22 protein-coding genes and 1 tRNA gene are annotated in these 22916 nt (G+C 67.1%); 9 read left to right on the plus strand and 14 right to left on the minus strand.

Going from position 1 to position 22916, the window contains the following annotated elements:
• Positions 1–148: 148 nt before the first annotated feature.
• Positions 149–313, minus strand: coding sequence for a hypothetical protein (locus ABN028_RS28875; protein ID WP_349331873.1), 165 nt, complete (start codon positions 311–313; stop codon positions 149–151).
• A gap of 71 nt (positions 314–384) precedes the next feature.
• Between ABN028_RS28875 and ABN028_RS28880 the strand changes: the two genes are divergently transcribed.
• Both ABN028_RS28880 and ABN028_RS28885 read left to right on the plus strand, forming a co-directional pair.
• The gene (locus ABN028_RS28880; protein ID WP_349698802.1) at positions 385–1356 is read left to right on the plus strand and encodes a GlxA family transcriptional regulator; all 972 of its coding nucleotides are present in this window, start codon (positions 385–387) and stop codon (positions 1354–1356) included.
• Positions 1357–1749: 393 nt separating this feature from the next.
• Positions 1750–2256 carry a cupin domain-containing protein gene (locus ABN028_RS28885; protein WP_349331875.1) on the plus strand — a complete coding sequence of 169 codons (507 nt, stop codon included), beginning with the start codon at positions 1750–1752 and terminating at the stop codon, positions 2254–2256.
• Between the two features lie 79 nt (positions 2257–2335).
• Here the strand turns inward: ABN028_RS28885 and ABN028_RS28890 are convergent, their stop codons facing one another.
• A complete protein-coding gene (locus tag ABN028_RS28890; protein WP_349331876.1) occupies positions 2336–3181 on the minus strand; it encodes a hypothetical protein in 846 nt (281 codons plus the stop codon).
• A 115-nt stretch (positions 3182–3296) separates the two neighbouring features.
• A complete protein-coding gene (locus tag ABN028_RS28895; protein ID WP_349698803.1) occupies positions 3297–3674 on the minus strand; it encodes a helix-turn-helix domain-containing protein in 378 nt (125 codons plus the stop codon).
• 540 nt (positions 3675–4214) lie between these two features.
• Between ABN028_RS28895 and ABN028_RS28900 the strand changes: the two genes are divergently transcribed.
• Both ABN028_RS28900 and ABN028_RS28905 read left to right on the plus strand, forming a co-directional pair.
• Positions 4215–4700, plus strand: a complete 486-nt coding sequence (locus ABN028_RS28900; RefSeq protein ID WP_349698804.1) for a hypothetical protein — start codon at positions 4215–4217, stop codon at positions 4698–4700.
• A gap of 189 nt (positions 4701–4889) precedes the next feature.
• Positions 4890–5552, plus strand: coding sequence for a class I SAM-dependent methyltransferase (locus tag ABN028_RS28905; RefSeq protein ID WP_349698805.1), 663 nt, complete (start codon positions 4890–4892; stop codon positions 5550–5552).
• Between the two features lie 134 nt (positions 5553–5686).
• Here the strand turns inward: ABN028_RS28905 and ABN028_RS28910 are convergent, their stop codons facing one another.
• Positions 5687–5923 (minus strand): hypothetical protein, encoded by a 237-nt coding sequence (locus tag ABN028_RS28910; protein ID WP_349331880.1) that lies wholly within the window; start codon positions 5921–5923, stop codon positions 5687–5689.
• 387 nt (positions 5924–6310) lie between these two features.
• Here ABN028_RS28910 and ABN028_RS28915 point away from each other — a divergent pair, with 387 nt between their 5' ends.
• Positions 6311–7108, plus strand: coding sequence for a GAF and ANTAR domain-containing protein (locus ABN028_RS28915; RefSeq protein ID WP_349698806.1), 798 nt, complete (start codon positions 6311–6313; stop codon positions 7106–7108).
• Positions 7109–7209: 101 nt separating this feature from the next.
• On the opposite strand, the gene ABN028_RS28920 is transcribed toward ABN028_RS28915, so the two are convergent.
• Entirely contained in the window at positions 7210–8250 is a 1041-nt protein-coding gene (locus ABN028_RS28920; RefSeq protein ID WP_349698807.1) for an MASE1 domain-containing protein, read from the minus strand.
• 149 nt (positions 8251–8399) lie between these two features.
• On the opposite strand from ABN028_RS28920, the gene ABN028_RS28925 reads away from it, so the two are divergent.
• Positions 8400–8585, plus strand: coding sequence for a hypothetical protein (locus tag ABN028_RS28925; protein WP_349331883.1), 186 nt, complete (start codon positions 8400–8402; stop codon positions 8583–8585).
• Between the two features lie 223 nt (positions 8586–8808).
• On the opposite strand, the gene ABN028_RS28930 is transcribed toward ABN028_RS28925, so the two are convergent.
• From ABN028_RS28930 to galU, 8 genes are all read right to left on the minus strand, one after another.
• Entirely contained in the window at positions 8809–9312 is a 504-nt protein-coding gene (locus ABN028_RS28930) for a GNAT family N-acetyltransferase (protein WP_349331884.1), read from the minus strand.
• A 302-nt stretch (positions 9313–9614) separates the two neighbouring features.
• Positions 9615–9688 (minus strand) — tRNA-Ala (locus ABN028_RS28935).
• A gap of 157 nt (positions 9689–9845) precedes the next feature.
• Positions 9846–10787: a divisome protein SepX/GlpR gene (gene sepX, locus ABN028_RS28940; RefSeq protein WP_349698808.1), complete on the minus strand. Its 942-nt coding sequence runs from the start codon at positions 10785–10787 to the stop codon at positions 9846–9848.
• Between the two features lie 84 nt (positions 10788–10871).
• Positions 10872–11597: a GNAT family N-acetyltransferase gene (locus ABN028_RS28945; protein ID WP_349332326.1), complete on the minus strand. Its 726-nt coding sequence runs from the start codon at positions 11595–11597 to the stop codon at positions 10872–10874.
• The gene (locus ABN028_RS28950; protein WP_349698809.1) at positions 11594–12181 is read right to left on the minus strand and encodes a MogA/MoaB family molybdenum cofactor biosynthesis protein; all 588 of its coding nucleotides are present in this window, start codon (positions 12179–12181) and stop codon (positions 11594–11596) included. Before ABN028_RS28950 ends, ABN028_RS28945 begins: the two co-directional genes overlap by 4 nt.
• Complete coding sequence (gene moaC / locus ABN028_RS28955) at positions 12178–12657, minus strand: cyclic pyranopterin monophosphate synthase MoaC (RefSeq protein WP_349332328.1); 480 nt, start codon at positions 12655–12657, stop codon at positions 12178–12180. Before moaC ends, ABN028_RS28950 begins: the two co-directional genes overlap by 4 nt.
• 234 nt (positions 12658–12891) lie before the next feature.
• Complete coding sequence (glp, locus tag ABN028_RS28960) at positions 12892–14115, minus strand: molybdotransferase-like divisome protein Glp (RefSeq protein WP_349332329.1); 1224 nt, start codon at positions 14113–14115, stop codon at positions 12892–12894.
• 55 nt (positions 14116–14170) lie between these two features.
• Positions 14171–15106, minus strand: a complete 936-nt coding sequence (gene galU / locus ABN028_RS28965) for a UTP--glucose-1-phosphate uridylyltransferase GalU (protein ID WP_349332330.1) — start codon at positions 15104–15106, stop codon at positions 14171–14173.
• 370 nt (positions 15107–15476) lie between these two features.
• On the opposite strand from galU, the gene ABN028_RS28970 reads away from it, so the two are divergent.
• On the plus strand, positions 15477–16088 hold the full coding sequence (locus ABN028_RS28970; protein WP_349332331.1) for a 5-formyltetrahydrofolate cyclo-ligase: 612 nt from the start codon (positions 15477–15479) through the stop codon (positions 16086–16088).
• A gap of 31 nt (positions 16089–16119) precedes the next feature.
• Here ABN028_RS28970 and ABN028_RS28975 read toward each other — a convergent pair whose 3' ends face one another.
• A complete protein-coding gene (locus ABN028_RS28975) occupies positions 16120–18720 on the minus strand; it encodes a penicillin acylase family protein (protein WP_349698810.1) in 2601 nt (866 codons plus the stop codon).
• 940 nt (positions 18721–19660) lie between these two features.
• On the opposite strand from ABN028_RS28975, the gene ABN028_RS28980 reads away from it, so the two are divergent.
• Both ABN028_RS28980 and ABN028_RS28985 read left to right on the plus strand, forming a co-directional pair.
• Positions 19661–21817, plus strand: a complete 2157-nt coding sequence (locus tag ABN028_RS28980) for an ABC transporter substrate-binding protein (RefSeq protein ID WP_349332333.1) — start codon at positions 19661–19663, stop codon at positions 21815–21817.
• Positions 21818–21926: 109 nt separating this feature from the next.
• Complete coding sequence (locus ABN028_RS28985) at positions 21927–22913, plus strand: ABC transporter permease (RefSeq protein ID WP_349698811.1); 987 nt, start codon at positions 21927–21929, stop codon at positions 22911–22913.
• Positions 22914–22916: the final 3 nt, after the last annotated feature.

Consider the following 22916-nt stretch of genomic DNA (forward strand, 5'->3'; position numbering starts at 1 on the left):
GCCTACTCGCGCTCAACACCGCCATCTGGCACAACTGGATCATCGGCGCACCCGTAAAACGCTCCCTAATCGCCTACGACCACTGATCGCTGACCTGATCAAAATTTCCGATCAACGATCTAGGGGGTGTCTGATGGTTCACGCACCCCTAGCGCTCCGCTCGTTGCTGGAGTTGCCGTGCCCAGTGTTGGGCGTACCCACCGAGAAGTCTGTCGGTGAACCAGCCGGCAAGGACGAAGACGGCAAGTGATACCGCAGCGACGAGAACGAACACCAGCATCGAGAGCGGGCCAGCGCCGAAAGTGATGAGCATGTCCGCCATGCTCATAGCGGCGGACCCGGCAGACCATGGGCCGGACTGCCGGGTATCGATAGGTTCTGGACATGCACACCGTGGCGATCCTGGCGCTGGAGCGATCAGGTGGCATCGACATCTCCATCCCCTGCATGATCTTCGCGCAGGCATACCCGATGGGTCACCACGGTCCGCCCGCTCGGCCGCTGTACAACGTCCGGGTGTGTGGGCCCATGGTCACCACGACCGTGCCGTATGGGGACGTCGCGTTCCGGATCCTCCCTCCGTACTCCTGGGCCGACGCTGCCGCCGCTGACACGATCTGGATTCCCGGACTGTCTCGGTACACCGAGCCTCCTCCGGAGGAGGTGATCCGGCTGCTTCGCGACGCGCACGGGCGAGGCGTGCGGCTGGTCGCGATCTGCAACGGTGTCTTCGTGCTGGCCGCGACAGGACTCCTGGACGGCCGGAGGGCCGCGACCCACTGGACGCACGCAGCCACGTTGTCCTCGCTCTATCCGGACGTACGCATCGACGACGCGGTGCTGTTCGTCGACGACGGGGACATCCTCACCACCGCGGGCGGGGCGGCCGGACTCGATCTCTGCCTGCACCTCGTCAGGCGCGACCACGGCTCGGCTGTGGCTGCCGAGACCGCTCGCCACACGGTGATGCCACTCCAGCGAGATGGCGGTCAGGCGCAGGTCGTCGACTACGTACGCCCGGAGACTGGCCGCAGCCTGGAGCCGGTGATGCGATGGCTGGAGGACAACCTCGCCACTGACCTGACCCTGGAGGCGGTCGCCTGCAGGGCGGGGACCAGCGTACGGACGCTCAACCGCCGGTTCCGCGCACAAACCGGCACGACGCCCCTGCAATGGCTGATCGGTCGACGGCTGCAACGAGCCAGGGAACTACTCGAGACCACCGACCTGTCAGTGGAGGAGGTCGCCTCGTGGTGCGGATTCAGCAGCGCCATCACGCTGCGTCAACACTTCCGCAGGACTGTCGGTACGACGCCACTCGCGTACCGGCAGACCTTCACGCCGCATCCGGCTTGAGGCTGACTCGCGTCAGCTCAGCCGATGAGTGAGGTCCGGGCACGATTAAGGACCTGCAGAACAAGTTTTCCATCTCCGGTACTACCCGGATTTGGTGGTCGGGTTCACCGTCTGGATCTCTCGATCCTCTGGTTACTCAGCCCTTATCAGGCTTTCCCGCTTGCTCCACAGGCCTACCCCTCATGTTTCTCGACGACCAAACACCCTGCATAGGGACCAAGGTCCTAACCGCAAGGGACTGGCGCGCCGTGGCGGGCGGCAGCGTCATGGCGGGCGGCAGGCGCGTCATCGCGGGCGATTCGCATCGCTGCTGCCGGACCCTGGAAGATGGACGCCCTGGCATTCGGGATACGGGCCCCACGGCCCGGAACTGCGGAACGAGCGAGGAGGGCCATGTCCAGCCACTCACAGGGCAGACCGAACCAGGACTCCGCCGTGCAGGATGATCCGTTCCACCGGCTGCACCACGTCACGCCGGCGGTGCTCTCACCGGAGACCGCGCAGTCCGCCGGCATGCACAGGCTGGCCGCGATCAGCGGAGCGTCGGTGGGCTCGCAGAAGCTCTGGATGGGCCAGACCCACGTCGCGCCGCGCCTGGCCTCTGCCAACCACCATCACGGCGACTCCGAGACCGCGATCTACGTGGTCAGTGGAACCCCCGAGTTCGTCTTCCTCGAAGGCGACGGCGACGATGCGCATGAAGTCCGCATCCGTACCCAGGCGGGCGACTACGTCTTCGTTCCGCCCTTCGTACCCCATCGCGAGGAAAACCCCGATCCGGAGGTGGAGGCAGTAGTGGTCATCGCTCGGAGTACGCAGGAAGCGATCGTGGTCAACCTTCCCGATCTTCGCCCGGTCGGGCCAGCGCGGACGACATCGACGCGATCGACGGACGACTGAACCCTGGGACTGAACCGAGGGCAGCGACGGGTCGTGAACTAGCCGGCGCCGGTGTCTGAGGTGGAAGCCGCCGCTCCACTCACAGGGGAAGCGTCACGCACAGGAGCCGGCCGAGCTGGATGGTGCACGACTGCGTCGGATCCGTGGGTGGTTCCGGGTCCGTGGGTGGTTCCGGGTCTGTGGGCGGCTCGGGGTCGGTCGGTGGTTCCGGGTCGGTGGGTGGTTCCGGGTCTGTGGGCGGCTCGGGGCCCGGATCTGTGGGCGGCTCCGGATCTGCCGGGGGATTACGCGGTTCCGAAGTTGGCGGCACGTCACCACCGGTCGCGGCCGGATCAGGCGTCGCGGGTGTCTGTCGGTCATCGCCGGTCGACGCCTCGGGCCTGGGCGAGGCCGGCTCGCCAGCTGACTCAGGATCCTCGGTTTCCGCGGTGCGAGCCTTGGTCGGCGTCGGCGTCGGCTGCGCGGTAGGTGCCCTGGTCGGCAGCGAGGCCTGTCGTCCCGGCGCCTGCTCCCGCGCCTCGGGATCACCGGTGGGTGGCCCCATCGCGGCGAAACTCACGGCACCCGCCGCGGCCGCCAGGGCCACTCCCGCCAGTACGGGGTGTTCACGTACGCGGCGGGCGAGCGCGGTTGCCGCCGCTCCGGCCGCGGCGCCGACCATGAGTCCGCCCTTGATGAGCAGCAGCCCCGCCCGGCGTCTGGGTTCCGGCTCGTCAGCCATGGCCGCATCGACGCGCGCCATGATGGCGGCGGCTTCTTCTCTGGAGGAGATCCGCGCCAGCGCTCCACTCAGCTCGGTCCGCAGCGCCGTCACCTCGGCGCGCATCTGCCGGTGAGCACGCCGGCTCACCGTGCGCGCGACAACCCAGGCACCGACGATCCCCAGCGCCGCGATCGCCACGCCGATATAAACCCCCAAGGACACAACGGACGTTTTATCACCTCGTCATCGCGCTGCACAGTCCGGTGCACGGTGCGTCACAAGCCGAGCGGTGCGCCACAACCTCCGTGCGGGTACGGCCAACCTCCGGGCGACGCGCTCAACCGGTTTGGGCCGCTTCATCGCGACCCGCACGCTCCAGCAGCTCCAGGATGAGTAGTCGCCTGGTCTCCTCGGGCAGCGCCTCGAGCGCCCATATCTTTTCCGCGGCCTCCTTGACCGACAGCGGGCCGGTCTGACCCGCGGCCGCCTCGACGTTCTCCAGACCTTCCACGTCACCCGGTTCCATGTACCCCGCCGCGACGAACGCCTCGGGCACCGGTCGTCCGTACTCCACCGCCAACGCGCGGACGCTCTCCGGCTTCGGGTCGGACGTCTTCCACCGGTTGACGCTCGACGGCGATATCCCGAGCCGCCGGGCGATCTCATGCTGACTCGACCGCCGGGTGATCCGCTGTACGTAGTTCCACCAGCTCATACTCCGTAGCGTATGCGCAATACCCCCGGTCCGCGCAACCTTGCGGCCACGGCCTCGTGGAAGCCAGGTGAGTCGCTCGAGGGATGGGCTTGCACATTCATTGCGCTTGCGCAATACTGATGCCGCGCACGCAACACCGCCCGGCGCGGGGCGGCGGTGGGGGGATTGCGTGGGCACGTAAGGGGGTCCGCGGCAGGGGGATGCGCCACTGGGGCCGTTTCAGTGGTGCATGTACGGAGGGGGCGGCAGGACCGGGTTGCCGGTCCTGCCTCCGCGCAGGTCGTCGCTCAGGGGGAACAGCTGCGCCTCGTTGGTGTGCGGCTGTCGCGGGCTGGTCGGGGACTCGACCCGACTGGGTGGCCGGCGCGGATCAGCTGCGTACCGAGAACAGTGAAGATCGCCGCCTGCACCCGCTTGTTCTCGCGACGAGTGACTCAGCAGGTCGGGGCGAATGGCGAAATCTGGCAGGTTCGAACCCTGCCCGTCCCACGCTGCCCACGTAGGGCAGGTCTCCAGAGAGGAAAGGTACGGGGAATCCGTATGCAGATTCGACGCAACATCATCAAGGGTGCCGCGATTAGCGGTATGGCTGCCGCCCTGCTCGCGGGTTCAGTCGCTTCGGCAGCGTGGATTGCGAACGGCAACTTCAGCTTCGACGTTCCGGGCGGCGAGATGGCCGACCTGGAGGTGACCAACGTCTCGGTGACCACGGACGGCCTGCTGCCGACCCAGAACGCGGACCTCAAGTTCCGAATCAAGAACCTCAACCCGGTGGCCGTTCGTGGAGTTGCGAAGGCCAACACTCCGGCCATCGTGACGTCCTCCGTGCCTGGCTGTGAGACCCACCTCGTGGTCGCGGCTGGTACCACGTCGAGCCATGCGTACGTCGACGAGCGGTTCGAGGCTGGTGAGGCCAAGAACTTCGTCATCGAGGACGCGGTGTCGATCTCCAACACCTCTCCGGATTCCTGCGAAGGCGCTGACTACACGGTGAAGATCCAGACGAGCGCGACCAGCGCTGGGTAGTCGAGGCAGGTATCGACGCAGAGGGCCGGGCAACGATGCCCGGCCCTCTCGCATTCGCTGAGGGTCGCGCAACGGTAGGGCCGCTGTTCAGCGGGTAGGCGGTGACGACCGGGCACTGCGCGAGAACGCATGCCAGACTGGTCTCCAGCCTGTGTGTGATGCTGCGATGGGAGCGATTCCATGGCACCGGTGGCCCGATACGATGCCGTAGCCGAGTGGTTCGACACTGTCATGTCGGGCGGTGGACCGACACCCGACCAGACCATGTTCTGGGACCTGCTTGGGCCAGGAACCGGCCGATGCCTGGACCTCGGGTGTGGAACAGGTGCGCGGGCCCCCGGAATCCAGAATCTCGGTTGGCACACCGTCGGCATCGACCTGTCCCGCGAAGAGCTTCGGATCTCGCGTGCCTCACGTCGGCTTGGCGCTGTCGCGTGCGCGGACGCAGCCCACCTACCCGTGGTATCGGAGAGCCTGGACGCTGTCGTGAGCCTGGCCACGCATACGGACTTCGATGACTGGGCCTCCGCCGTACGGGAGGTCCAGCGTGTCCTCCGGCCTGGAGGCACTTTCGTCTACGCAGGCGTCCATCCATGCTTCATCGGCCCATTCTCCGAGCTACGCGATGACGGCACACGCGTCCTGCACGAGGGCTATCGCGACACGCAGCTCCGCTTCACCGGACCGGGAATAGGCGACGGTATCCGCAGCCGGGTCGGCGTCCGGCACCTCCCACTTCCCGACCTGCTCAATCCGGTTCTCACAGCCGGGCTACGTATCAACAAGGTTGTCGAGTCACCGGAACGCACACTGCCGCTGCTGCTCGCGTTTCGAGCAGAACGTCCGACATAGCACCCTCGGGCCACCCCGGGCGGCGGCGCGGCGCCGTCTGGGCACGGCGTGGGCAAGCGGCCGGCGCGGCCGAGTAGCTCACGCGACGCAGCGTACGGGGGCAACCGGAGCGAGGCGGCACGTCGAGTGTCGCTTCACGCGGGGTCGAGTACGCGGCTCACGATCCACGCGTGCTTGCCGACCTGGCGTACACGCTGGAATCCGTACTGCTCGAACAGCTCGACCGTCGCGGACGCCAGCCAGTGCCCGCTTACCGTGCGGCCGGCGACCACCTGTGCGATGGCCTGGATACGGCTTCCACCTGACGCGTGTATGCGCTCTGGTGCGGCGTCGTCGGGCGCACCGTGTCCGCGTGGACGGGAGATGGGCACGGACGGCGGGCTCGACGTGGGCATCCACCGCGGGGGGTGGGAGGGCGAGCCCTACATCGTGAGCCGCCGACGCATGCTCCTCGACGTCTGGAGCAGAACCTGATGCACACCGGCCACGCAGACGTGGTGCGCGAAGTGGTCGACGGCCTGAGAGGCAACGGTCCGCGGTAGAAGAGTCGCGAGACCCTCGCCAGCTCGTAGCCGATACCACCCAGGAGTACTTCGAGCATGTCCGAACAGCCGACGTTTCCGGCCCGCGCTGGTCGTCTCGAACGCGGCATTGGCTCACTATGAACGCGGGCGTAATGTTTTGACTGGCGAGGCTCATCCGTTAGCGGCGTTCCAGGCAAACTCCTCATATGGGCAATAGGTAAATGGGTGGATCAGATGGTAATCGAGTGGAAGGATCATAGAGACCAACGCGACGAGAGTTCGTCGACGTTGCTCGGCTCTGTGCAAACGCTCTTGGTGACAGGACCCTACCTCGAGACTTATCTCAATAAGGTGGCATGGCTCGCCGCAAATGTCGTCCAACCGCCAGCCTCATGCGGTATCACGACACATTACGACGGGCGGCCCGGAACAGTCGCCGCCAGCGATCAACGCGCACCCTTGCTGGACGAGAAGCAGTTCGCGGTAGACCAAGGGCCGTGCCTGCAGACATTGCGGACCGGAAACGTCGTCGATGTGCCCGACCTGCAGGTCGACGATCGCTGGACACGGTACCGCGAGCAGGCTCTCCGACTAGGCGTCAGATGCTCATTGAGCTTCCCGTTGAAGAACGTGGACGGCCAGACGGTCGGCGCCCTGAACATGTACGGGTACGACCGTCCACACGCCTTCGACGGCATTGAACGCCGACTTGCGGAAATGTATGTAGTCCAAGCCTCCACAGCGCTCGGACTAGCGATGCGTCGCACCGGGGAGGCTGATGTGACGGCACAATTAGAGCAGACACTGACGTCACGGACCTTTATCGATCAGGCTCTGGGAATTTTGATGGCCAAGCGAAGCTGCGATGCCGACGAGGCGTTCAATGTGCTGCGAAAGCGTTCCCAAAGCACTAAACTCCCTCTTCGCGACGTCGCAGCAGAGCTCATTGCTCAGGTGAGCGGCAGCGCTCCGATACCATCCCAACCTTTCGAGCCACGACCCGCCGAACACGATCCAGAAACTAGCGGTTGAGAGAGCACCGCGCCCCCATCGACCGGACCATCGTCGCGACGCCGGCCTCGGACGTGGCTCGCCGACAACAGTGACCACCGCCAGGCGGCGCAAGGCGGAGGCTAGTCGTCGTCCGGGTTCTGCTTTCTCACCTCAGGTTCGTGGGGAATGTCCCGCATCATCGACAGGTACTTCTGTCCGGGGAGCATGCTGTCCTGCAGACGGGCAAGGGCGTCGGTCAGCGTGGCCACCGCCTGTTCGATCTCCGCGCGGGACTTCCGCCACGCGGTGATGACAACAGCGAGGAAGAGGCCGGACAGGACGACAGTCCCGTCGAACACCTGCAGGATCATGATGTTGGCCAGCAGCGGACGTCCGGCGAAGAGGCCGTATCCATGTCCGGCTGCGTCGATCGCTATGCCGGAAACGATGAGGTTGCATGGCGCGACGCCCGGCAACTGGAAGCGCCATGCTGCCCAGATCACGAGGGGAAACGCCAGGAAGAGCAGGCCGAAGCTTCTCGTCGCAGCCATGCTGACGGTGAACGTCACGAGAAGGAGAAGCGCCATCTCCAGCCACCTCACCCAGCCAGCGCCGAACGCCCCCCGAACTCGAAGCAGGACGAGCAGGAAGGGAGTTACGACCAACACGCCCAATACGTCGCTGGACCACCAGACGGCCCAGACGGCCAGGAAGCCGGCTGGTTCCCCCACGGTCAGGAACGTTATCGCAACCGCGCCGAGTGTCGCGCTGATCGTCATCGCACCGAATGCGGCGATAAGAACGAGGGCGAGTGTGTCTCGGAGTCGATCGAGTTCCTTCCTGAAATCAACCGATCGGAGCAGGACGTAGGCGCAGACCGGCGCGAGTGTGTTCCCCAAAGTGATCAGCAGGGCAGCAGCTGGCGGCAGAAGAGGCACAGTGGCCGCCAGGGAACCAATAGCGATTCCGGGCCATGTCCAGGTGCGGAGACCAAGTGTCAAAAGGCACACCAACGCGACACCCGCCGGAATCCACAGCGAGCGGACAGGATCACCGAATGGTGCGCTCAGCAGCAGTCCGACCACGGCCGCGAGGTAGTACGCGAGTGCGACCCCGAGGATCCGCAGCCCGATCACCCCACCAGCACTTAGCTGATCACGATGAGTCCAGGCTGAACCCATCTTGCAAAGCTACGGCCAAGCTCCAACCTGAGCCACCGCCACCCCACCATCCCGGGGTGGTGGACGCCGGCCGCGACCCGGAAAGCGTGGGCCAGCCAGATTGAGCTGCTTACATAACGCCAGTTGCACGCCCGTCGGAGCTCCCTCTCATGCCCCAGTCACTCTCCAACAAGAGGACCGCGCTCATCCTGCTCGGAATCGCCCTGCTGCTGATGCCCGTCGCCGCTATTGTCGGCGGCGCCACGCGGTGGGTCGTGATTGCCGGGTCCGTCGTCATGCTGTTCCTCTGCGCGTACAACATCAACGTCAACAACCGGCGCACTGACCGCTCATGAAGACGGCGGTTGTGAGCTTCCGTGCCGCCGCCAAGACCTTTGGCGCGAGCTCACCGCAGTCGAGGATGTCTCCTTCGGCGTGCCCGCAGGGCGGTCACCCGCTCTTCCTGTGCACGTCCGGCCATTGACCGGCTTTCCCGGCGGGATTTTGGCAAGGCCCCAGTAAGGGTTGAGGTCAGGGCTCGACCATGAGGTCGACCGCGCCAAGGGTTCAGCTCAGCGTTCAATCCCGCCGAGCGGCTCGAGAGGTGTCGAGTTCTTCGGCGAGCAAGTCCATGAGGAGCGCATCGTTCCACTCGCCCGTTTCGAGGTTGCGTTCATAGCGACGCATCACGCCGACCGGCTTGAAGCCGACCTTGCGGTAGCACCGGATGGCTGCTGCATTGTCCGCGCGTGGGTCGATGACAACTCGATGATGTCCCAGGTCACGGACGAGATGGACGGCAAGCGTGCGAACGGCATCGGTACCAATGCCCTGACCGTGGTAGGGCGAACCGACGAAGATGTCGATGCTGGCGTGCCGGTACTCCGGATCTGAGTCCTCATTGGACTGGATGAAGCCGACGATGGATCTGTCGAGCAAGATCGTGTAGCGAGTCGCCGCTGACCCTTCGAGGGGCCAGTCGTCACCGGGCGACCAGCCGCGTGGGCGAAGTTCGCGGAGCCGCGGGACATCGGCCACCTCAAGGGTGCGCAGCGAGACCAGCTCGCCTGGCAGCTCGGGCATCGGCTGAGCCTATCGAGAAGATTCGGCTCCTTCAGGTGCCGCCCGGAGACCCCGAGGAGGCCGCCCACGGCCTCCCGCAAGGGCAGTAGCCGGGCGGTGCGCCCCATCAGCGGCGCCATGACCCTTGTAGAGCCGGAAATAGCAGAGCCACGACATCCGGCTCGCCGTCGGAACGCATGGGAACAGGTAGGCGTTCAAGTCCGGTCGCTGCCGTATCCATCCGGACATCCGGCGAACAGCAAAACAGCCGCTCACCTGCAACTTTCGCAGACGAGCGGCTTGCCGCTTCCAGGCCACAAAAGTGGAGCTGAGGGGATTTGAACCCCTGACCCCCTCGATGCGAACGAGGTGCGCTACCGGACTGCGCTACAGCCCCCGGGCGGTCGAGCCGCACTTCTGACAAACGTTCAAAGGCGGCGATCGACCGACGAAGACGATAGCACGGCGCACCGGACGAATCGGCGGCAAGCCCTTGGCGCCGGCACAGTCCCCGGACAGTGACGGCCTAGAGACCTCGAGTCCGTCCGCCTGGCTCAGTCCCCGACAGCACGGCGACGCTCAGACTCCCCGGCGTCAGACTGTGCTTCGTCGGGGGCCGGGCCCGGCTGCTCTGTCTCATCGAGCAGCATCACGGACTCTTCTGGCCGGGAGAGGAGTTCCGCCTCTGGCAGCCGCCCCGATGACCACGTGCCGGGCTCGCCGAGTTCGACCGTACGCACCGTGCGGGTCGCCTTGGCCTTCGTGACGTATGTCGGCAGGGGCACCTGGACCGGATCCCACAGCCCAGGGTCGGTCGGCTCCCGCGCGGCCGGCACTCCACCGCCGCCGGCACCGGCACCGGCACCAAACGACGGGTCAACCCTCACCGACACGGTCCTCGCGTCGGGCACCGGGCAGTCCGCCGTCTCGGCCAACCGCGCGGCCGTCGTACGGACCACACCATGAGCGGCCGGAGCGCGCCCGGATCGGGCAGATCCGGAAGCCCTCGTGGCACCCTTGCCCTCCGTCGCGCTGGACGGCGAGGCCGACGCCACAGCCCGCACGCCCTGGCTGCGATGACCCCGGGCGAGAACCGCGCAGATCAGGAGGTACGCCGCGACGATTCCCACGGGCACCGCGAGCGCCCACCACGGGGCGAGCCGGAACGCACCGAGCACCGCGACGACAGTGGTGAGCCCGATCAGTCCCACCAGGACGCGCCGCCGACGGCGTACGACAGACGACGGGCGCGCAGCACCCGAACGCGGCGGCCCGTACCCCGGGGGTCGTCGTTCGTCGTCGCCCGTCGCGTCGCGGGAGAGGTCAGCAGTCGCACCGCGTCCGGAGTGGCGCCGCTCCAGCACACGTACCGGCGGCGGCGCACGGTCGACCACCGGTGCCGCGTCGGCCACCTCCTCGTGCCGCCGAATCCACCCGGGAACAAGGTAGGCGGCCCAGGCAGCAACGATCGCCGCGTAGATCAGCCCAGTACCCACGGGTAGAAAAGTACGCAAGCGACCGCGCTTTACCGTGCAGGTCAGACGGTGTGTCGTGAGAGTGCCTTCCACCGACGGCGGAAGTCAGGCCGACGGACCCTGCTGCGGCGCGGAGGTGCCGGGCGCGGAGGTGCCGCGGTGCCGCTCCTCCATCGCCCGCCTCCGCCGCCACCGGGTGAGCACGCCCTCAGGCACTTCCTCCGCATGCAGGGCGTACGCGACATGGTCGCGCCAGTCACCATCGATGTGGAGGTACCGCGGCCGGATCCCCTCACGGCGGAACCCGAGCTTGTCCACCACTCTGAGGCTGGCGGCGTTCTCCGGCCGGATATTGATCTCGATCCGGTGCAGACCCAGGACGAAGAAGCAGTGGTCACACGCGAGCGCGACAGCCGTCGGCATGATGCCGCGGCCGGCGTACGCCTGGTCGATCCAGTACCCGATCTGCGCCCAACGGGCCGAACCGAGCGTGATGCCGCTGACGGTGAGCTGCCCGACCAGTCGCTCCGCGCGGGCGGTGGTGGCATCCGGATCGGACCCGGAGTCGGCGTACGTCACGACGAACGGAAGGCACAGCCCCACCCGCGCCTGCGCGCGGAGCGAGCGGGTCATGGCGCGGAAGCTGCGGGGACGCGGGTCGACACCGGGAGGCGGGGTCGCCTCCCACGGTTGCAGCCAGGCGAGGTTGCGCGACCGCACCTGCCGCCAGGCACCAGCGTCTCGGGTCCGGAGGGGCCGCAGCCCGACTGGTCCCTCGGAAAGCCGTACCGGCCACGGCCGGCGGAGGCTCTGCCTCCCCGCGTGTTTCACTGGCTCCCACTCACCGCGTCGCGCTTGTCCTGACCACCGTGCTTGTCCTTCGTGCCTTCCCCGCCCTGCGTATCGTTCCCGCCCCGCATATCGTGTCCGCCCTGCGCACCCGGGTGGTCCCCGCCCCGGATCTGTTCGACCGCGTGCCGCAAGACCGGTGCCAGGACCGCCATCCCGTCCCGGGCGCCGCCGGACGAGCCCGGCAAATTGACGATGAGCGTCGATCCTGCCAGGCCGGCCAGCCCGCGTGACAGCGCCGCGGTGGGTACCCCGTGATCAACACCGTACGCCCGCACGGCCTCAGCGAGTCCGGGTACCTCGACCTCGAGCACCCGACGGGTCATCTCCGGGGTCTGGTCGTTCGGGTTCAGGCCGGTACCTCCCGTGGTGAGAACCACGTCGTACGCCTCGGCGACCGCCTCCCGCAACGCCGTCACGACAGGCTCGCCATCGGGGACCACCAGGGGTTCGTCGGCGGCGAACCCGAGTTCACGCAGCCCGGCCACGAGAATCGGCCCGGCCCGGTCGGCGTAGACACCCGCCGCCGCGCGGTTGGACACCGTCACCACACACGCTCTCATCATGACCGCCGCCAGTCCCCCGACGTACCGCCCGTCTTCTCCTCGACCCGTACGTCGGTGATCACCGCCGCCGGATCCACCGCCTTCACCATGTCGACGACGGCGAGCCCCGCAGTCACGACGGCGGTGAGAGCCTCCATCTCGACGCCCGTACGGTCGGTGGTGCGGACGCGGGCGGCGATCGCCACGCCCTCGTCGAGCACCGTGAGGTCAACATCGACTCCGGTGATGCCGATCGGATGGCAGAGGGGCACGAGTTCGGGCGTCCGCTTCGCGCCCATGATCCCGGCAATCCGGGCAACGGCGAGCGCATCGCCCTTGGGTACGCCGGGGCCGCGCAGGAGGGCGATCACCTCGGCGGAGACGAGGACCAGGCCGGTGGCCCGCGCGGTGCGGGCGCTGGCCGGCTTCGCCGAGACGTCGACCATCCTGGCCGCGCCACGGTCGTCCAGATGCGTCAACGCCGGCTCTTCGGACATCAGCTCGCTTCCTCTCCTGACCCAGACCCCGCCCGGCGTGAACGCCGCGTGAGGGGCACCCTCACCCCATAGGGCGGCGTGAGGGGCGCCCTCATCCAATCAGCCCTCGCGTGAGAGGCGCCCTCATCCAAACGAGCCTCCTGCGTGAAGAGCCCCTCGCCCAACAGCGCACTGTCATCTCGGCGCACTGTCAGCTCGGCGCACGTCATCTCGGCGTACGTCATCGACCGCACGTCATCGCGGCGCACCGAGAACCATCACCTCGATCGCCCCGCCCTCGGGCACCTCACGTACACCCTCGGGCACGATGGCGAGCGCATTGGCCCGCGCCAGCCCACCGACAAGGTGCGAGCCGGGACCGCTCACCGGCCGCACCAGCCCCCGTCCGTCCGGACCGACGGTGTACTCCACCCGCGTGAACTGCCGGCGGCCCTCAGACGCCTGCCAACCGGTCGTCGCCGTCGCGGTCACCGTCGGCGTGACAGCCGGGGTGATGCCCAGCATCGCGCGGAGGGCGGGCCGAACGAAGACCTGGAACGAGACGTACGCACTCACCGGGTTGCCCGGCAACGTGAAGATCGGCGTACGGTCCTCACCGATCACGCCGAAACCCTGCGGCATCCCCGGCTGCATCGCCACCCGCGTGAACTCCACCGTGCCGAGACGGCGAAGGGCCTGTTTCACGATGTCGTACGCACCGACGCTCACTCCCCCGCTGGTCACCACCAGGTCGGCGCGGACCAGCTGCTCCTCCAGCACGGTCATGAACGTCCGCTCGTCGTCGGCGACGACGCCGACGCGGTAGGCGATGCCATCCGCCTCGCGGACCGCGGCGGCCAACGTATAACTGTTGGAGTCATAGATCAGACCGTCGCCGAGAGGCTGACCCGGCTCGCGCAGCTCCGATCCGGTGGACAGTACGACCACGCGCGGCCGGGGACGGACCTTGACGACATCCCGGCCGGCGGCGGCGAGGACGGCGATCTGTTTCGCGTCCAGGTGTGTGCCCGACGCGACCAGCAGCTGTCCGGTCTCGATGTCCTCGCCGCGACGCCTTATATAGGAGTTGTCACCGGGTGGCTGCCGGATCGCGACCTTCGCGACCCCACCGTCGGTCCACTCGACCGGGATCACCGTGTCGGATCCGCGCGGGACCTGAGCTCCGGTCATGATCCGCAACGCCTGCCCGGGTGCGAGCGCGTGCGCCTGAGTTCCTCCGGCCGGCAGGTCGCCCACCACCGGCAGGACGACGGGCGCGTCCTCGGACGCGTGCGCGACGTCCTCGGCACGTACCGCGTAGCCGTCCATCGCGGAGTTGTCGAACGACGGCAGGTCGAAGCCGGCCGTGACGTCCTCGCAGAGGGCGCAGCCGTGCGCGTCCATCAGCTGCTGCTCGAACGGCGGCAGCTCACGGACTCCCGCGAGGACCGCGTCCAGATGTTCCTCGACGCTCTTCACCCGGACATCATCCCCACCCGCGCTTCGCCCGCCGCACGGACGGCTTCGGCCGCGCTCACCGGAGCGTCGCCGCTTCCGGCTCGGTCGCCTCGGCGACGAAGCCCTTGAGCCAGGCGAGAAACTCCGGGCCGAGGTCCTCCCGGTCGCAGGCCAGGCGCACGATTGCGCGGAGGTAGTCGGCCTTGTCACCGGTGTCATAACGCCGGCCCCGGAACAGCACCCCGTGCACCGGCCCGCCCTGGTCGGGGCGGTCGGCGAGGGTACGCAGGGCATCGGTCAGCTGGATCTCGCCCCCACGTCCCGGCGGCGTCTCGGCGAGGACGTCGAAGACCTCGGGCGCCAGGACGTACCGTCCGATGATCGCGAGGTTGCTCGGCGCATCGGCGGCGTCGGGTTTCTCGACCAGATCCGTCACCCGGACCACGTCGGGCTGGTCGGTCGGCTCCACCGCGGCGCAGCCGTACAGGTGGACGTGCGCCGGGTCGACCTCGATCAGCGCGACGACGCTGCCACCCTTGGCCTTCTGCACGTCGATCATCGTCGACAGGAGCGGGTCGCGCTCGTCGATCAGGTCGTCACCGAGGAGTACGGCGAACGGCGCGTTGCCGACGTGTTGGGCGGCGCAGAGCACCGCGTGCCCGAGCCCTTTCGGCGCACCCTGGCGTACGTAGTGGACGTCGGCGAGCTCGCTCGACACGGTGACTTCGGCGAGCTTCTCCTTGTCACCCTTCTCGCGCAGAGCCTCCTCCAGTTCGTACGCCCGGTCGAAGTGGTCCTCGAGCGGGCGCTTGCCCCGGCCGGTAACCATGAGGACGTCACGAAGCCCCGCCGCGACCGCCTCCTCCACGACGTACTGAATCGCGGGCTTGTCGACGACCGGAAGCATCTCCTTCGGCGTCGCCTTCGTCGCGGGCAGGAAACGCGTGCCGAGGCCGGCGGCGGGGATGACGGCCTTACGGACCGTGAAGTCGGATGCACCGGAGTAGACCATGGCCCGACCCTAGACGACGGATTCTGGGTAGAGCCGGCTGACTCGCGGCTGACTCGATGGGCGGACACCGACGGCCCGGCAACGGCGTCGGGACGCCGTCGGCCGTCCGGGCTTCGTGCGGGCGTCGGCAGGTAGCGGACCGGCGCCGTCGAGCGGCGAGCGGCGCGGGCTTGCCGGGCACCGGCAGTTGGACGGCTGAGCGGCAGCAGGTGGCCGTTCGGGCGACGCCGAGGCGGACGTGCGCCTGGCATGGCTGCCACAGATCCCGAGATGCTTGCTCGGTCAGCAAATTTGCACGTCTGGTGGGTCTGTCCACAGCATTTCCTGAACGCGCCCACCGATGGCAAATGTTGAGGAAAGATAACGAACCATGCGTGGCCGGCGCTTCATGCCTTACGACGTGCACGAGGAGAAGGAACGCCTCCGCCGGCGGATCCTCCTCCAGCGCAGCAAACTGCGGCCCGCGGACCTGCAGGCGGCCGCGGTCGAACTGTGCGACGTGCTGCTCGGCGTGCCCGAAGTCAGCCGGGCCGCGGTCGTGGCGGCCTACGTCGGCGTAGGCACCGAGCCGGGTACCGGTCCCCTGCTCGACGCCCTTGATCGGCGGGGGATCCGGGTACTGCTTCCCGTCCTCGGGCGTGACCTCGACCTGGACTGGGCGGCCTACACCGGGCCCGGAACGCTGACGCGCGCGCGGCTCGGCCTGCTCGAACCGTCCGGGCGCCGCCTCGGGCGGGAGGCGGTCGCGACAGCTGACGCCGTGCTCGTCCCCGGGCTGGCCGCGGACCGCACCGGCATGCGCCTCGGCCGCGGAGGTGGCAGCTACGACCTCGCGCTGCCGCGGATCGCCCGCGAGGCGTTCAGCTGCGTACTCCTCCACGACGGCGAAGTTCTGGAGGGTGCCGTGCCCAGCGACCGCAGCGACTGGCGCGTCCGCGCGGCAGCGACGCCGTCGGGTCTGATCCGCTTCCCGCCCCCGTAGCCGCCGAACAGGGGCCGAAGGGATCGAGAGGTCATGGCGCAAGGACCAGGTGGTACCCGGCTGCCTTCGTCACCGCCCGCCTGGTGAACGCCCATGGCACAGTCTTCCCGCCGACCCACTCCTCGATCTGGTCGTTGTAGTGCGGCGAAGATGGATGCCCTGACACACCGGTGAGGTTGATCCACCGCGACCGGTCGAGGTCTGCGAGGTCGACGACCATCCGCATCGACGGAACGGACGTGACCGAGTAGTCCTCCCCCGCCGCGTCCCACCCGGTCGCGAGCACCGCATCGGATCCGCCGGCCACTTCGTACGGGCCCCGGTTGAACAGGCGCTCCAGCGGGCCGATCCCACTCGATCCGAACGAGGAATTGACCAGTTCGAGCTGGTGCAGTTTTCCCCAACGCCACCGCGTCGGATCCTTGGCGAGGTCCTTGGTCAACTCCGCCCTGGCCCGCACCATCGCCTTGGCCAACATCGTGTCCCTGTCCTCACGCACCTTCTTCGTACGTACGTCGTCCCACCATGGGCTGTCGGGTTGGGTGGCAAGCCGGCGCACGACCTCATACCACCGGTCGCCTCCACCCGGCCACGCACCTTGCGAAATCTCGTCGCGGAAGGTCAACGCCAGCAGGTGGCGCCAGACCGCGTTGAAGTACGCCGCTGGCGCCGAGTCCACGCCCTGGCGGAAATCCCAACCAGCGAAGAGCTCCTGCGCTTGCGCGGTGAACCCGTCGACCTTCACCTTCTGCAGGTACGGCACGAGGAACGCGGCATTGGCGTTGTACGTGTCGGCCTGGATGCGCAGCATCGTGGCAGTGTCAACCTTGCCTTGCTTCTTGATCGCCGTACGAATGAGATCGCCGATCCGGTCGCTGCGATAGCCGTAGGCCGGCCGGTCGGTGAGACGGTACGGATAGCTTGCCGGTGCGACGGACTGGTTGGCGGTCACGAGGTAGCCCTGCTCCGGGTCGAGCACCGACGGCAGCTTGTCGAAGGGAACCCAGCCGTCCCATTCGTACCTGGTCGTCCAGCCGGGCACCGCCCACTCGCCGGTGCCTTCCCGCCGGACCGGGATCCGGCCGGGTGCCTGGTAGCCGATGTGCCCGTCGACGTCGGCGTAGACCAGGTTCTGTGCCGGCACCTCCAGAAGCTCGGCGGCCGACCGGAACTGCGTCCAGTCGCGGGCGGCGTTCAACCGGAAGATGGCCTCGGCGGTGCGGCCGGGCTCGAGGGCGGTCCAGCGCAGCGACACACCCGTCTGCCAACCGCCTTTGCGCGCCTCCTCGCCAGTGGCCGACCGGGACATGGCACGGCGTACCCGGTCGTGAACGTCGGAGAGCAGGGGTCCGTGCCTGGTCGCGCGTACCTCGATTCCGACCGGTTCCTCACCTTTGACCCCGATGAGCTCCCGGCGCGTGGACAGCGGCTCACGTTCACCGTCGTACATGTAGGTGTTGCCGTCCAGGCGTTCGACGTAGAGATCCATGACGTCGGCGCCGAGATTGGTGAAACCCCAGGCGATCTGATGGTTGTGGCCGATGACAACGCCTGGCACGCCGGCGAAGCCGAACCCGGCGACGTCGAACCTGCAGGTGGGGGACAGCTGCCGGCAGTGCAGTCCGGTCTGGTGCCAGACCGAGGGCATCGTGGGCGCAAGATGTGGATCATTGGCGAGAAGGGGCTTGCCGGTGCTGGTGTGTTTCCCTGCGATCACCCAGGAGTTCGAGCCGAGGCCGGAACGCCCGTCCGCCCCCGCACCGCCACCTCCGATGCCTTCTCCGCCGCGGCCGCGGCCACCACCTTCGATACCGCCTCCGACGCCGAGTGGCGCGCTCGCATCGAGCAGCTCACGTACCCTTCGCAACGCGTCGGCAGTGCCGGCCGGCAGCGCGGCTCGTCCCGGGCTGCGGGCGACACTCGCCGGCGTCGCACGCCGGTCCGCGACGATGGGCGTGTGTCGGTCGAACGGGTAGGCGGGATAGAGCTCGCCGACCCGCGGGGGCGACAGCTTGGTCGAAGCCAGGGCGCGGTCGATCTCGTCGTCCAGGTTGGCGCGGAGGTCCCACGCCATGGCTTTCAACCAGGCGAGCGAGTCGACCGGTGTCCATGCCTCGGGGCGTTCGCCGGGCCCGAGCCGTCCGAGGGTGTATTCGACGGACAGCCGAGAACCGCTGTGTTCGGCAAGGTAGGCATTCACTCCGTCGGCGTAGGCGTTGAGATAACCGCGCGTCTGGACGGAGAGCAACGGGAACTCGCGCTCAGCCACCCGCCGCCAGCCGAGGGTACGCACCAGAGCGTCCGTCTCCACCAGATCGCGGCCGAACCACTCAGCGAGCCGGCCCGCGGTGAGATGACGGCGAAAGTCCATCTCGAAGAACCGGTCCTGCGCGTGGACATATCCCTGCGCCCGAAAGAGATCTTCGGAGGAGTCGGCGTAGATCTGTGGCACTCCGAGGGTGTCACGACGCACGTCAACCTTGGCCGTCAGTCCGGGTAGGGCGGCGCGGCCATCGTAGGTGGGCAGCGACCTGCGGACGCTCACGATCACCGCACCCGCCGAGGCGACGAGGGCGAAGACGAGAATGATCGCGAGGCCCAACACGAGCCGGGTCAGAAGGGGTCGTCGCACCCTCCGCAGCCTAATGGCTACGTCCCGCCCCCGAATCGCCATCATCGAGGCTCCACTCGTTGCCTTCATGGTGTGAAGCCGGGCCATCCGCGGCGTGAGCCAGAAGGCCCCGGGCCGGACGGTGGCCCGGGAGCCGCCACGCAGGGTGGGCCAGTAGTGGCCAGGTGAGGATGCCGGTTCTCCTTGCCAGACCGGCACTGCTGTGCTTGCACCATTTCTGGCACGCACCCGCCGGCAGGTGTGGCATCGATGCCAGTACGGTCGATGGCAGGGCGGCTCCCAGCAAAGCGGGCGGCGATCAGTGCAACGGAGACGCAATGCCCGTGCAATGCGGTCACGGCAGTGACACGACGGCCCACTCCAACGTTGAACCACGCACCGCTACGCAGTCCTGACCGCCCGTAGTCCACCCAGGAAAGTCGGTCTCAACTTGATCCAGCCCCTTGGAACCCCGGCCTGCAGGGCATTAACATGCCCGAAATTGCGCGGGCCTTGAAGCTGTTCAAGGTCGGCGCATCACGATGCCCGGAAGAGGTAACGAGACGGTCGCAATACGATGACAAATAGCAGGCAGGCAACTCATCGGCGCCTCCGGAGAAGTCTTCTCCGGAGTCCGTTCGTTGCCGTTCGCCCATCACGGACGCCGCGTCGCAACCGCGCCTCGCAGACCTCCGTGAGCCGGGCATGACCGACGCCACGACACGCGCGCACCCAACGAATGGTGGGACGTGGCGGCGGCGTCGTGGCAGTGGTGGCCAACTCTCGACCACCATTGGCGAATCGCTTCACCCCCCAGTGCCATGGCAACCGGGACCGGACACCCGTCCCGCGGTGGGGTCGCCTGGCGCCCACACACTCCGAGCTTGCGTCCCCGCCGGCACCGCCGGCAGCTCCCCAGGACGTAAGCCCTTAGCCCGTTGAAAGAAAGGGCGCAACTGCGATGAGTGACTTTGTACCCCAGATGAGCCAGGCAATGCTCAACCGCCGAACGTTCCTCTACACGTCCGCCGCCGCGGCCGGCGCGGTCATGCTCGGCTCTTGTTCGAGCGGAACTCCCTCCGGCTCGAAGGAGACGAAGGCGCCTACCGGTGGCTCGACGGCCAAAGGATCTGAAACCAAGCCGCTGAGCAAGCCCGCCAAGTTCAACGAGGCGCCCATGCTTGCCGACATGGTGAAGTCAGGCGACCTGCCTCCCATCGAGGAGCGGCTTCCCGAGAACCCATATGTGATTCCGCACAAGTGGGCTCAGCCCGGCAAGTTCGGTGGCCAGGCGTTGCTGATCAGCAAGCCCGGCACCGGCGGCCCGGTCGATGGATCGGTCAAGGAGTTCATGTACGGCTACTCCCTGCTGCGTTATCTCAACGACGGGCTCGACATCGGCCCGGGCCTCGTCGAGAGCTGGGAGTCCAACGACGACGCCTCGGAATGGACCCTGCATTTCCGCAAGGGGCTCAAATGGTCCGACGGCGAGCCGTGGACGACCGCCGACATCATGTTCTGGTGGGATGACATGGTCATCAACGAGGACCACTCCGACGTTCCCCCGGACGAGGCCCGCTCCGGCAAGGGCACGCTCGCGAAGTTCACCGCTCCGGACGACACCACCCTGGTGATGACCTTCGACGCGCCGACCCCGCTCACCGCAGACCGGCTGGCCATGTGGGTCAACGGCACCGTGGGGAACGGCCCGAAGTGGATGGCGCCCAGGCATTACGCCGAGCAGTTCCACCCGAAGTACAACAAGGACGTGGAGAAGGACTGGGCGGAACAGGGCAAGGAGTTCGAGCTCAAGGTCGACTGGTCCCGCAATCCTGACTGCCCGACGATGACCGGGTGGAAGCTCAAGACCCTGAACGAAGGCCGCAACGTCGTCTACGACCGCAACCCGTACTACTACGTCGTGATGCCCAACGGTGACCAGCTGCCCTATCTCGACCAGCTCAACTTCTCGATGGTCCAGGACCCAGAGGTCGGCAAGCTGCAGGCCCAGCAGGGCAAGGTCGACTACATACAAGGGCAGTTCTCCGACATCGGCCTGGCGGACATCTCGACCATGAAGAACGCCGAGTCGACCTCCCAGCTCGACGTGATCCTCTGGGACGGCGGCTCGGGCACGAGCTCGATCTTCTTCTTCAACTACGACCACAAGGACGAGAACTTCCGCGAGCTCATCCGCGAGCCGAAGTTCCGTCAGGCCTTGTCTCTCGGAGTGAATCGGACTGAGATCCAGAAGGCGCTCTACTTCAACACCGGCGAACTCACCACCGGCACGCTGAGCCCCAAGGCGATCGAGTACCTCATCAACGACGAGGGCAAGACCGTCTACAAGCAGTGGCGGGACTCCTTCGTCCAGCACGACGTCGAAGGCGCCAAGGCCCTCCTCGACGAGATCGGCGTCGTCGACAAGGACGGCGACGGTTTCCGCGAGTATCCCAACGGCGACAAGCTCACGGTACGCCTCGACTTCCCGGCCGACACCGACGACGAGCACAAGTCCAAGAACCAGTACCTCGTCGCGGACTGGAAGGCGATCGGCATCAAGGCGACGCAGAACCCCGTGTCGCCGGAGGCCTTCGCCGACCAGTGGAACGCCGGCGAGCTCACCTCCCACAGCGCGTGGGAGGTCGGCGACGGTCCCAACCACCTCGTCTACCCTCAGTGGCTGGTGCCGCTCGAGCCGTCGCGTTGGGCGCCTCTGGAAGGACAGATGTACAACGTCCGGGGAACGCCGGCCGAGAAGCAGCAGTTGAACGTCGAACCCTTCAAGCGGACGCCACCACGCATGGAGCCAGAGGCCGACGGACCGATCCAGAAGCTGTGGGACCTCTACGACCAGACCAAGGTCGAGCCCGACGAGATGGCGCGGCACCAGCTGGTCTGGGAGATGATCAAGATCCACGCCACCGACGGACCGTTCTTCATGGGTGTCGTCGCCAACACACCTCGGGTCATCCTCGCCAAGAAGGATCTCGGAAACGTGCCACGGAAGGAGAACCTCGCACTCGGAGGATTCGCCAACCCGTGGATCCACCCGACTCCTGCGGTCTATGACCCCGAGACCTACTTCTGGCAGAAGCCCGAGGAGCACGCGATCTGACCGAGACCGTACGCGCTGTGGGACCGATCGCCTCCCGGTCCCGCGGCGCGTACCTGGAGGGTACGACTGCTAGTCCTGACGGGGACCCAACGACCGGGAGACAACCGCCATGCTTGCGTTCATCGTGCGCCGAGGCCTCTACATGGTCGTCACGCTGTTCATCGTCTCGATCGTCAGCTTCGTCCTGATCGAGGCGCCTCCCGGTGACGCGCTGACCGCTGAGATCCAACGCCTGCGGAGTATCGGCAACAACGTCTCGCAGGACCAGATCACCGCGCTCGAGGTCCGCTACGGCGTCAAGGACCCGGTCATGGTGAAGTACGGCAAGTGGATCGGCGGCTTCGTCAAGGGCGACTTCGGCCAGTCGTTCACCGAACGCACCCCGGTGGCGGACCTCATCTGGGGCCGGCTCGGCTTCACGATCATGCTCGCCGGTGGGGCGACCGCTCTCGCATGGCTCATCGCGATACCTATAGGTGTCTATTCAGCAACCCATCGATATTCGTTACCCGACTACCTCATCACGCTCATCCAGTTCGTCGGCGTCGCGATCCCGGAGTTCCTGCTGGCGCTGATCGTGCTGGTCTTCGCTGCCCGGTTCCTGGGTGCGGATGTCGGCGGACTGTTCTCAGTGGAGTACCAGGACGCGCCGTGGGGCGTCGGCAAGGTCGTCGACCTGCTCAAGCATCTCTGGATTCCGCTGGTCGTCATCTCCGCCGGAAGCACGGCGTGGCTCACCCGCGTGATGCGGGCGAACCTCCTCGACGTCCTGAACCAGCAGTACGTCCAGACAGCTCGCGCAAAGGGCGTGCTCGAGCGGCGGGTGATCTGGAAGCACGCGGTCCGAAATGCCGTTCACCCGTTGATCATGGCACTGGGTACGACGCTTCCGGTGATCATCTCCGGTGAGGCGATCGTGGGAATCGTGCTGAACCTTCCCACGATCGGGCCGCTGTTCCTGCGAGCACTGCTCAACCAGGACATGTATCTCGCGGTCGGCATTCTGATGATCTTGTCCGTCCTGCTGCTTATCGGCAACCTGCTCGCCGACATCGCGCTGGCGTGGGTCGATCCTCGAGCCCGTTCCGCCGAGTGAGGG

Origin of the sequence: Actinopolymorpha sp. B17G11 (genome assembly GCF_040196095.1) — a bacterium.
Lineage (GTDB): Bacteria > Actinomycetota > Actinomycetes > Propionibacteriales > Actinopolymorphaceae > Thermasporomyces.

What these genes read in the sequence shown, in the direction of transcription:
- ABN028_RS28875 (WP_349331873.1), bottom strand. Translation starts at nt 313, where the DNA reads ATGCTCATCACTTTCGGCGCTGGCCCGCTCTCGATGCTGGTGTTCGTT.
- ABN028_RS28900 (WP_349698804.1), top strand. Translation starts at nt 4,215, where the DNA reads ATGCAGATTCGACGCAACATCATCAAGGGTGCCGCGATTAGCGGTATG.
- ABN028_RS28880 (WP_349698802.1), top strand. Translation starts at nt 385, where the DNA reads ATGCACACCGTGGCGATCCTGGCGCTGGAGCGATCAGGTGGCATCGAC.
- ABN028_RS28980 (WP_349332333.1), top strand. Translation starts at nt 19,661, where the DNA reads ATGAGTGACTTTGTACCCCAGATGAGCCAGGCAATGCTCAACCGCCGA.
- ABN028_RS28925 (WP_349331883.1), top strand. Translation starts at nt 8,400, where the DNA reads ATGCCCCAGTCACTCTCCAACAAGAGGACCGCGCTCATCCTGCTCGGA.
- moaC (WP_349332328.1), bottom strand. Translation starts at nt 12,657, where the DNA reads ATGTCCGAAGAGCCGGCGTTGACGCATCTGGACGACCGTGGCGCGGCC.
- galU (WP_349332330.1), bottom strand. Translation starts at nt 15,106, where the DNA reads ATGGTCTACTCCGGTGCATCCGACTTCACGGTCCGTAAGGCCGTCATC.
- ABN028_RS28985 (WP_349698811.1), top strand. Translation starts at nt 21,927, where the DNA reads ATGCTTGCGTTCATCGTGCGCCGAGGCCTCTACATGGTCGTCACGCTG.
- ABN028_RS28950 (WP_349698809.1), bottom strand. Translation starts at nt 12,181, where the DNA reads ATGATGAGAGCGTGTGTGGTGACGGTGTCCAACCGCGCGGCGGCGGGT.
- ABN028_RS28895 (WP_349698803.1), bottom strand. Translation starts at nt 3,674, where the DNA reads ATGAGCTGGTGGAACTACGTACAGCGGATCACCCGGCGGTCGAGTCAG.
- ABN028_RS28970 (WP_349332331.1), top strand. Translation starts at nt 15,477, where the DNA reads ATGCGTGGCCGGCGCTTCATGCCTTACGACGTGCACGAGGAGAAGGAA.
- ABN028_RS28915 (WP_349698806.1), top strand. Translation starts at nt 6,311, where the DNA reads ATGGTAATCGAGTGGAAGGATCATAGAGACCAACGCGACGAGAGTTCG.
- ABN028_RS28885 (WP_349331875.1), top strand. Translation starts at nt 1,750, where the DNA reads ATGTCCAGCCACTCACAGGGCAGACCGAACCAGGACTCCGCCGTGCAG.
- ABN028_RS28920 (WP_349698807.1), bottom strand. Translation starts at nt 8,250, where the DNA reads ATGGGTTCAGCCTGGACTCATCGTGATCAGCTAAGTGCTGGTGGGGTG.
- ABN028_RS28930 (WP_349331884.1), bottom strand. Translation starts at nt 9,312, where the DNA reads ATGCCCGAGCTGCCAGGCGAGCTGGTCTCGCTGCGCACCCTTGAGGTG.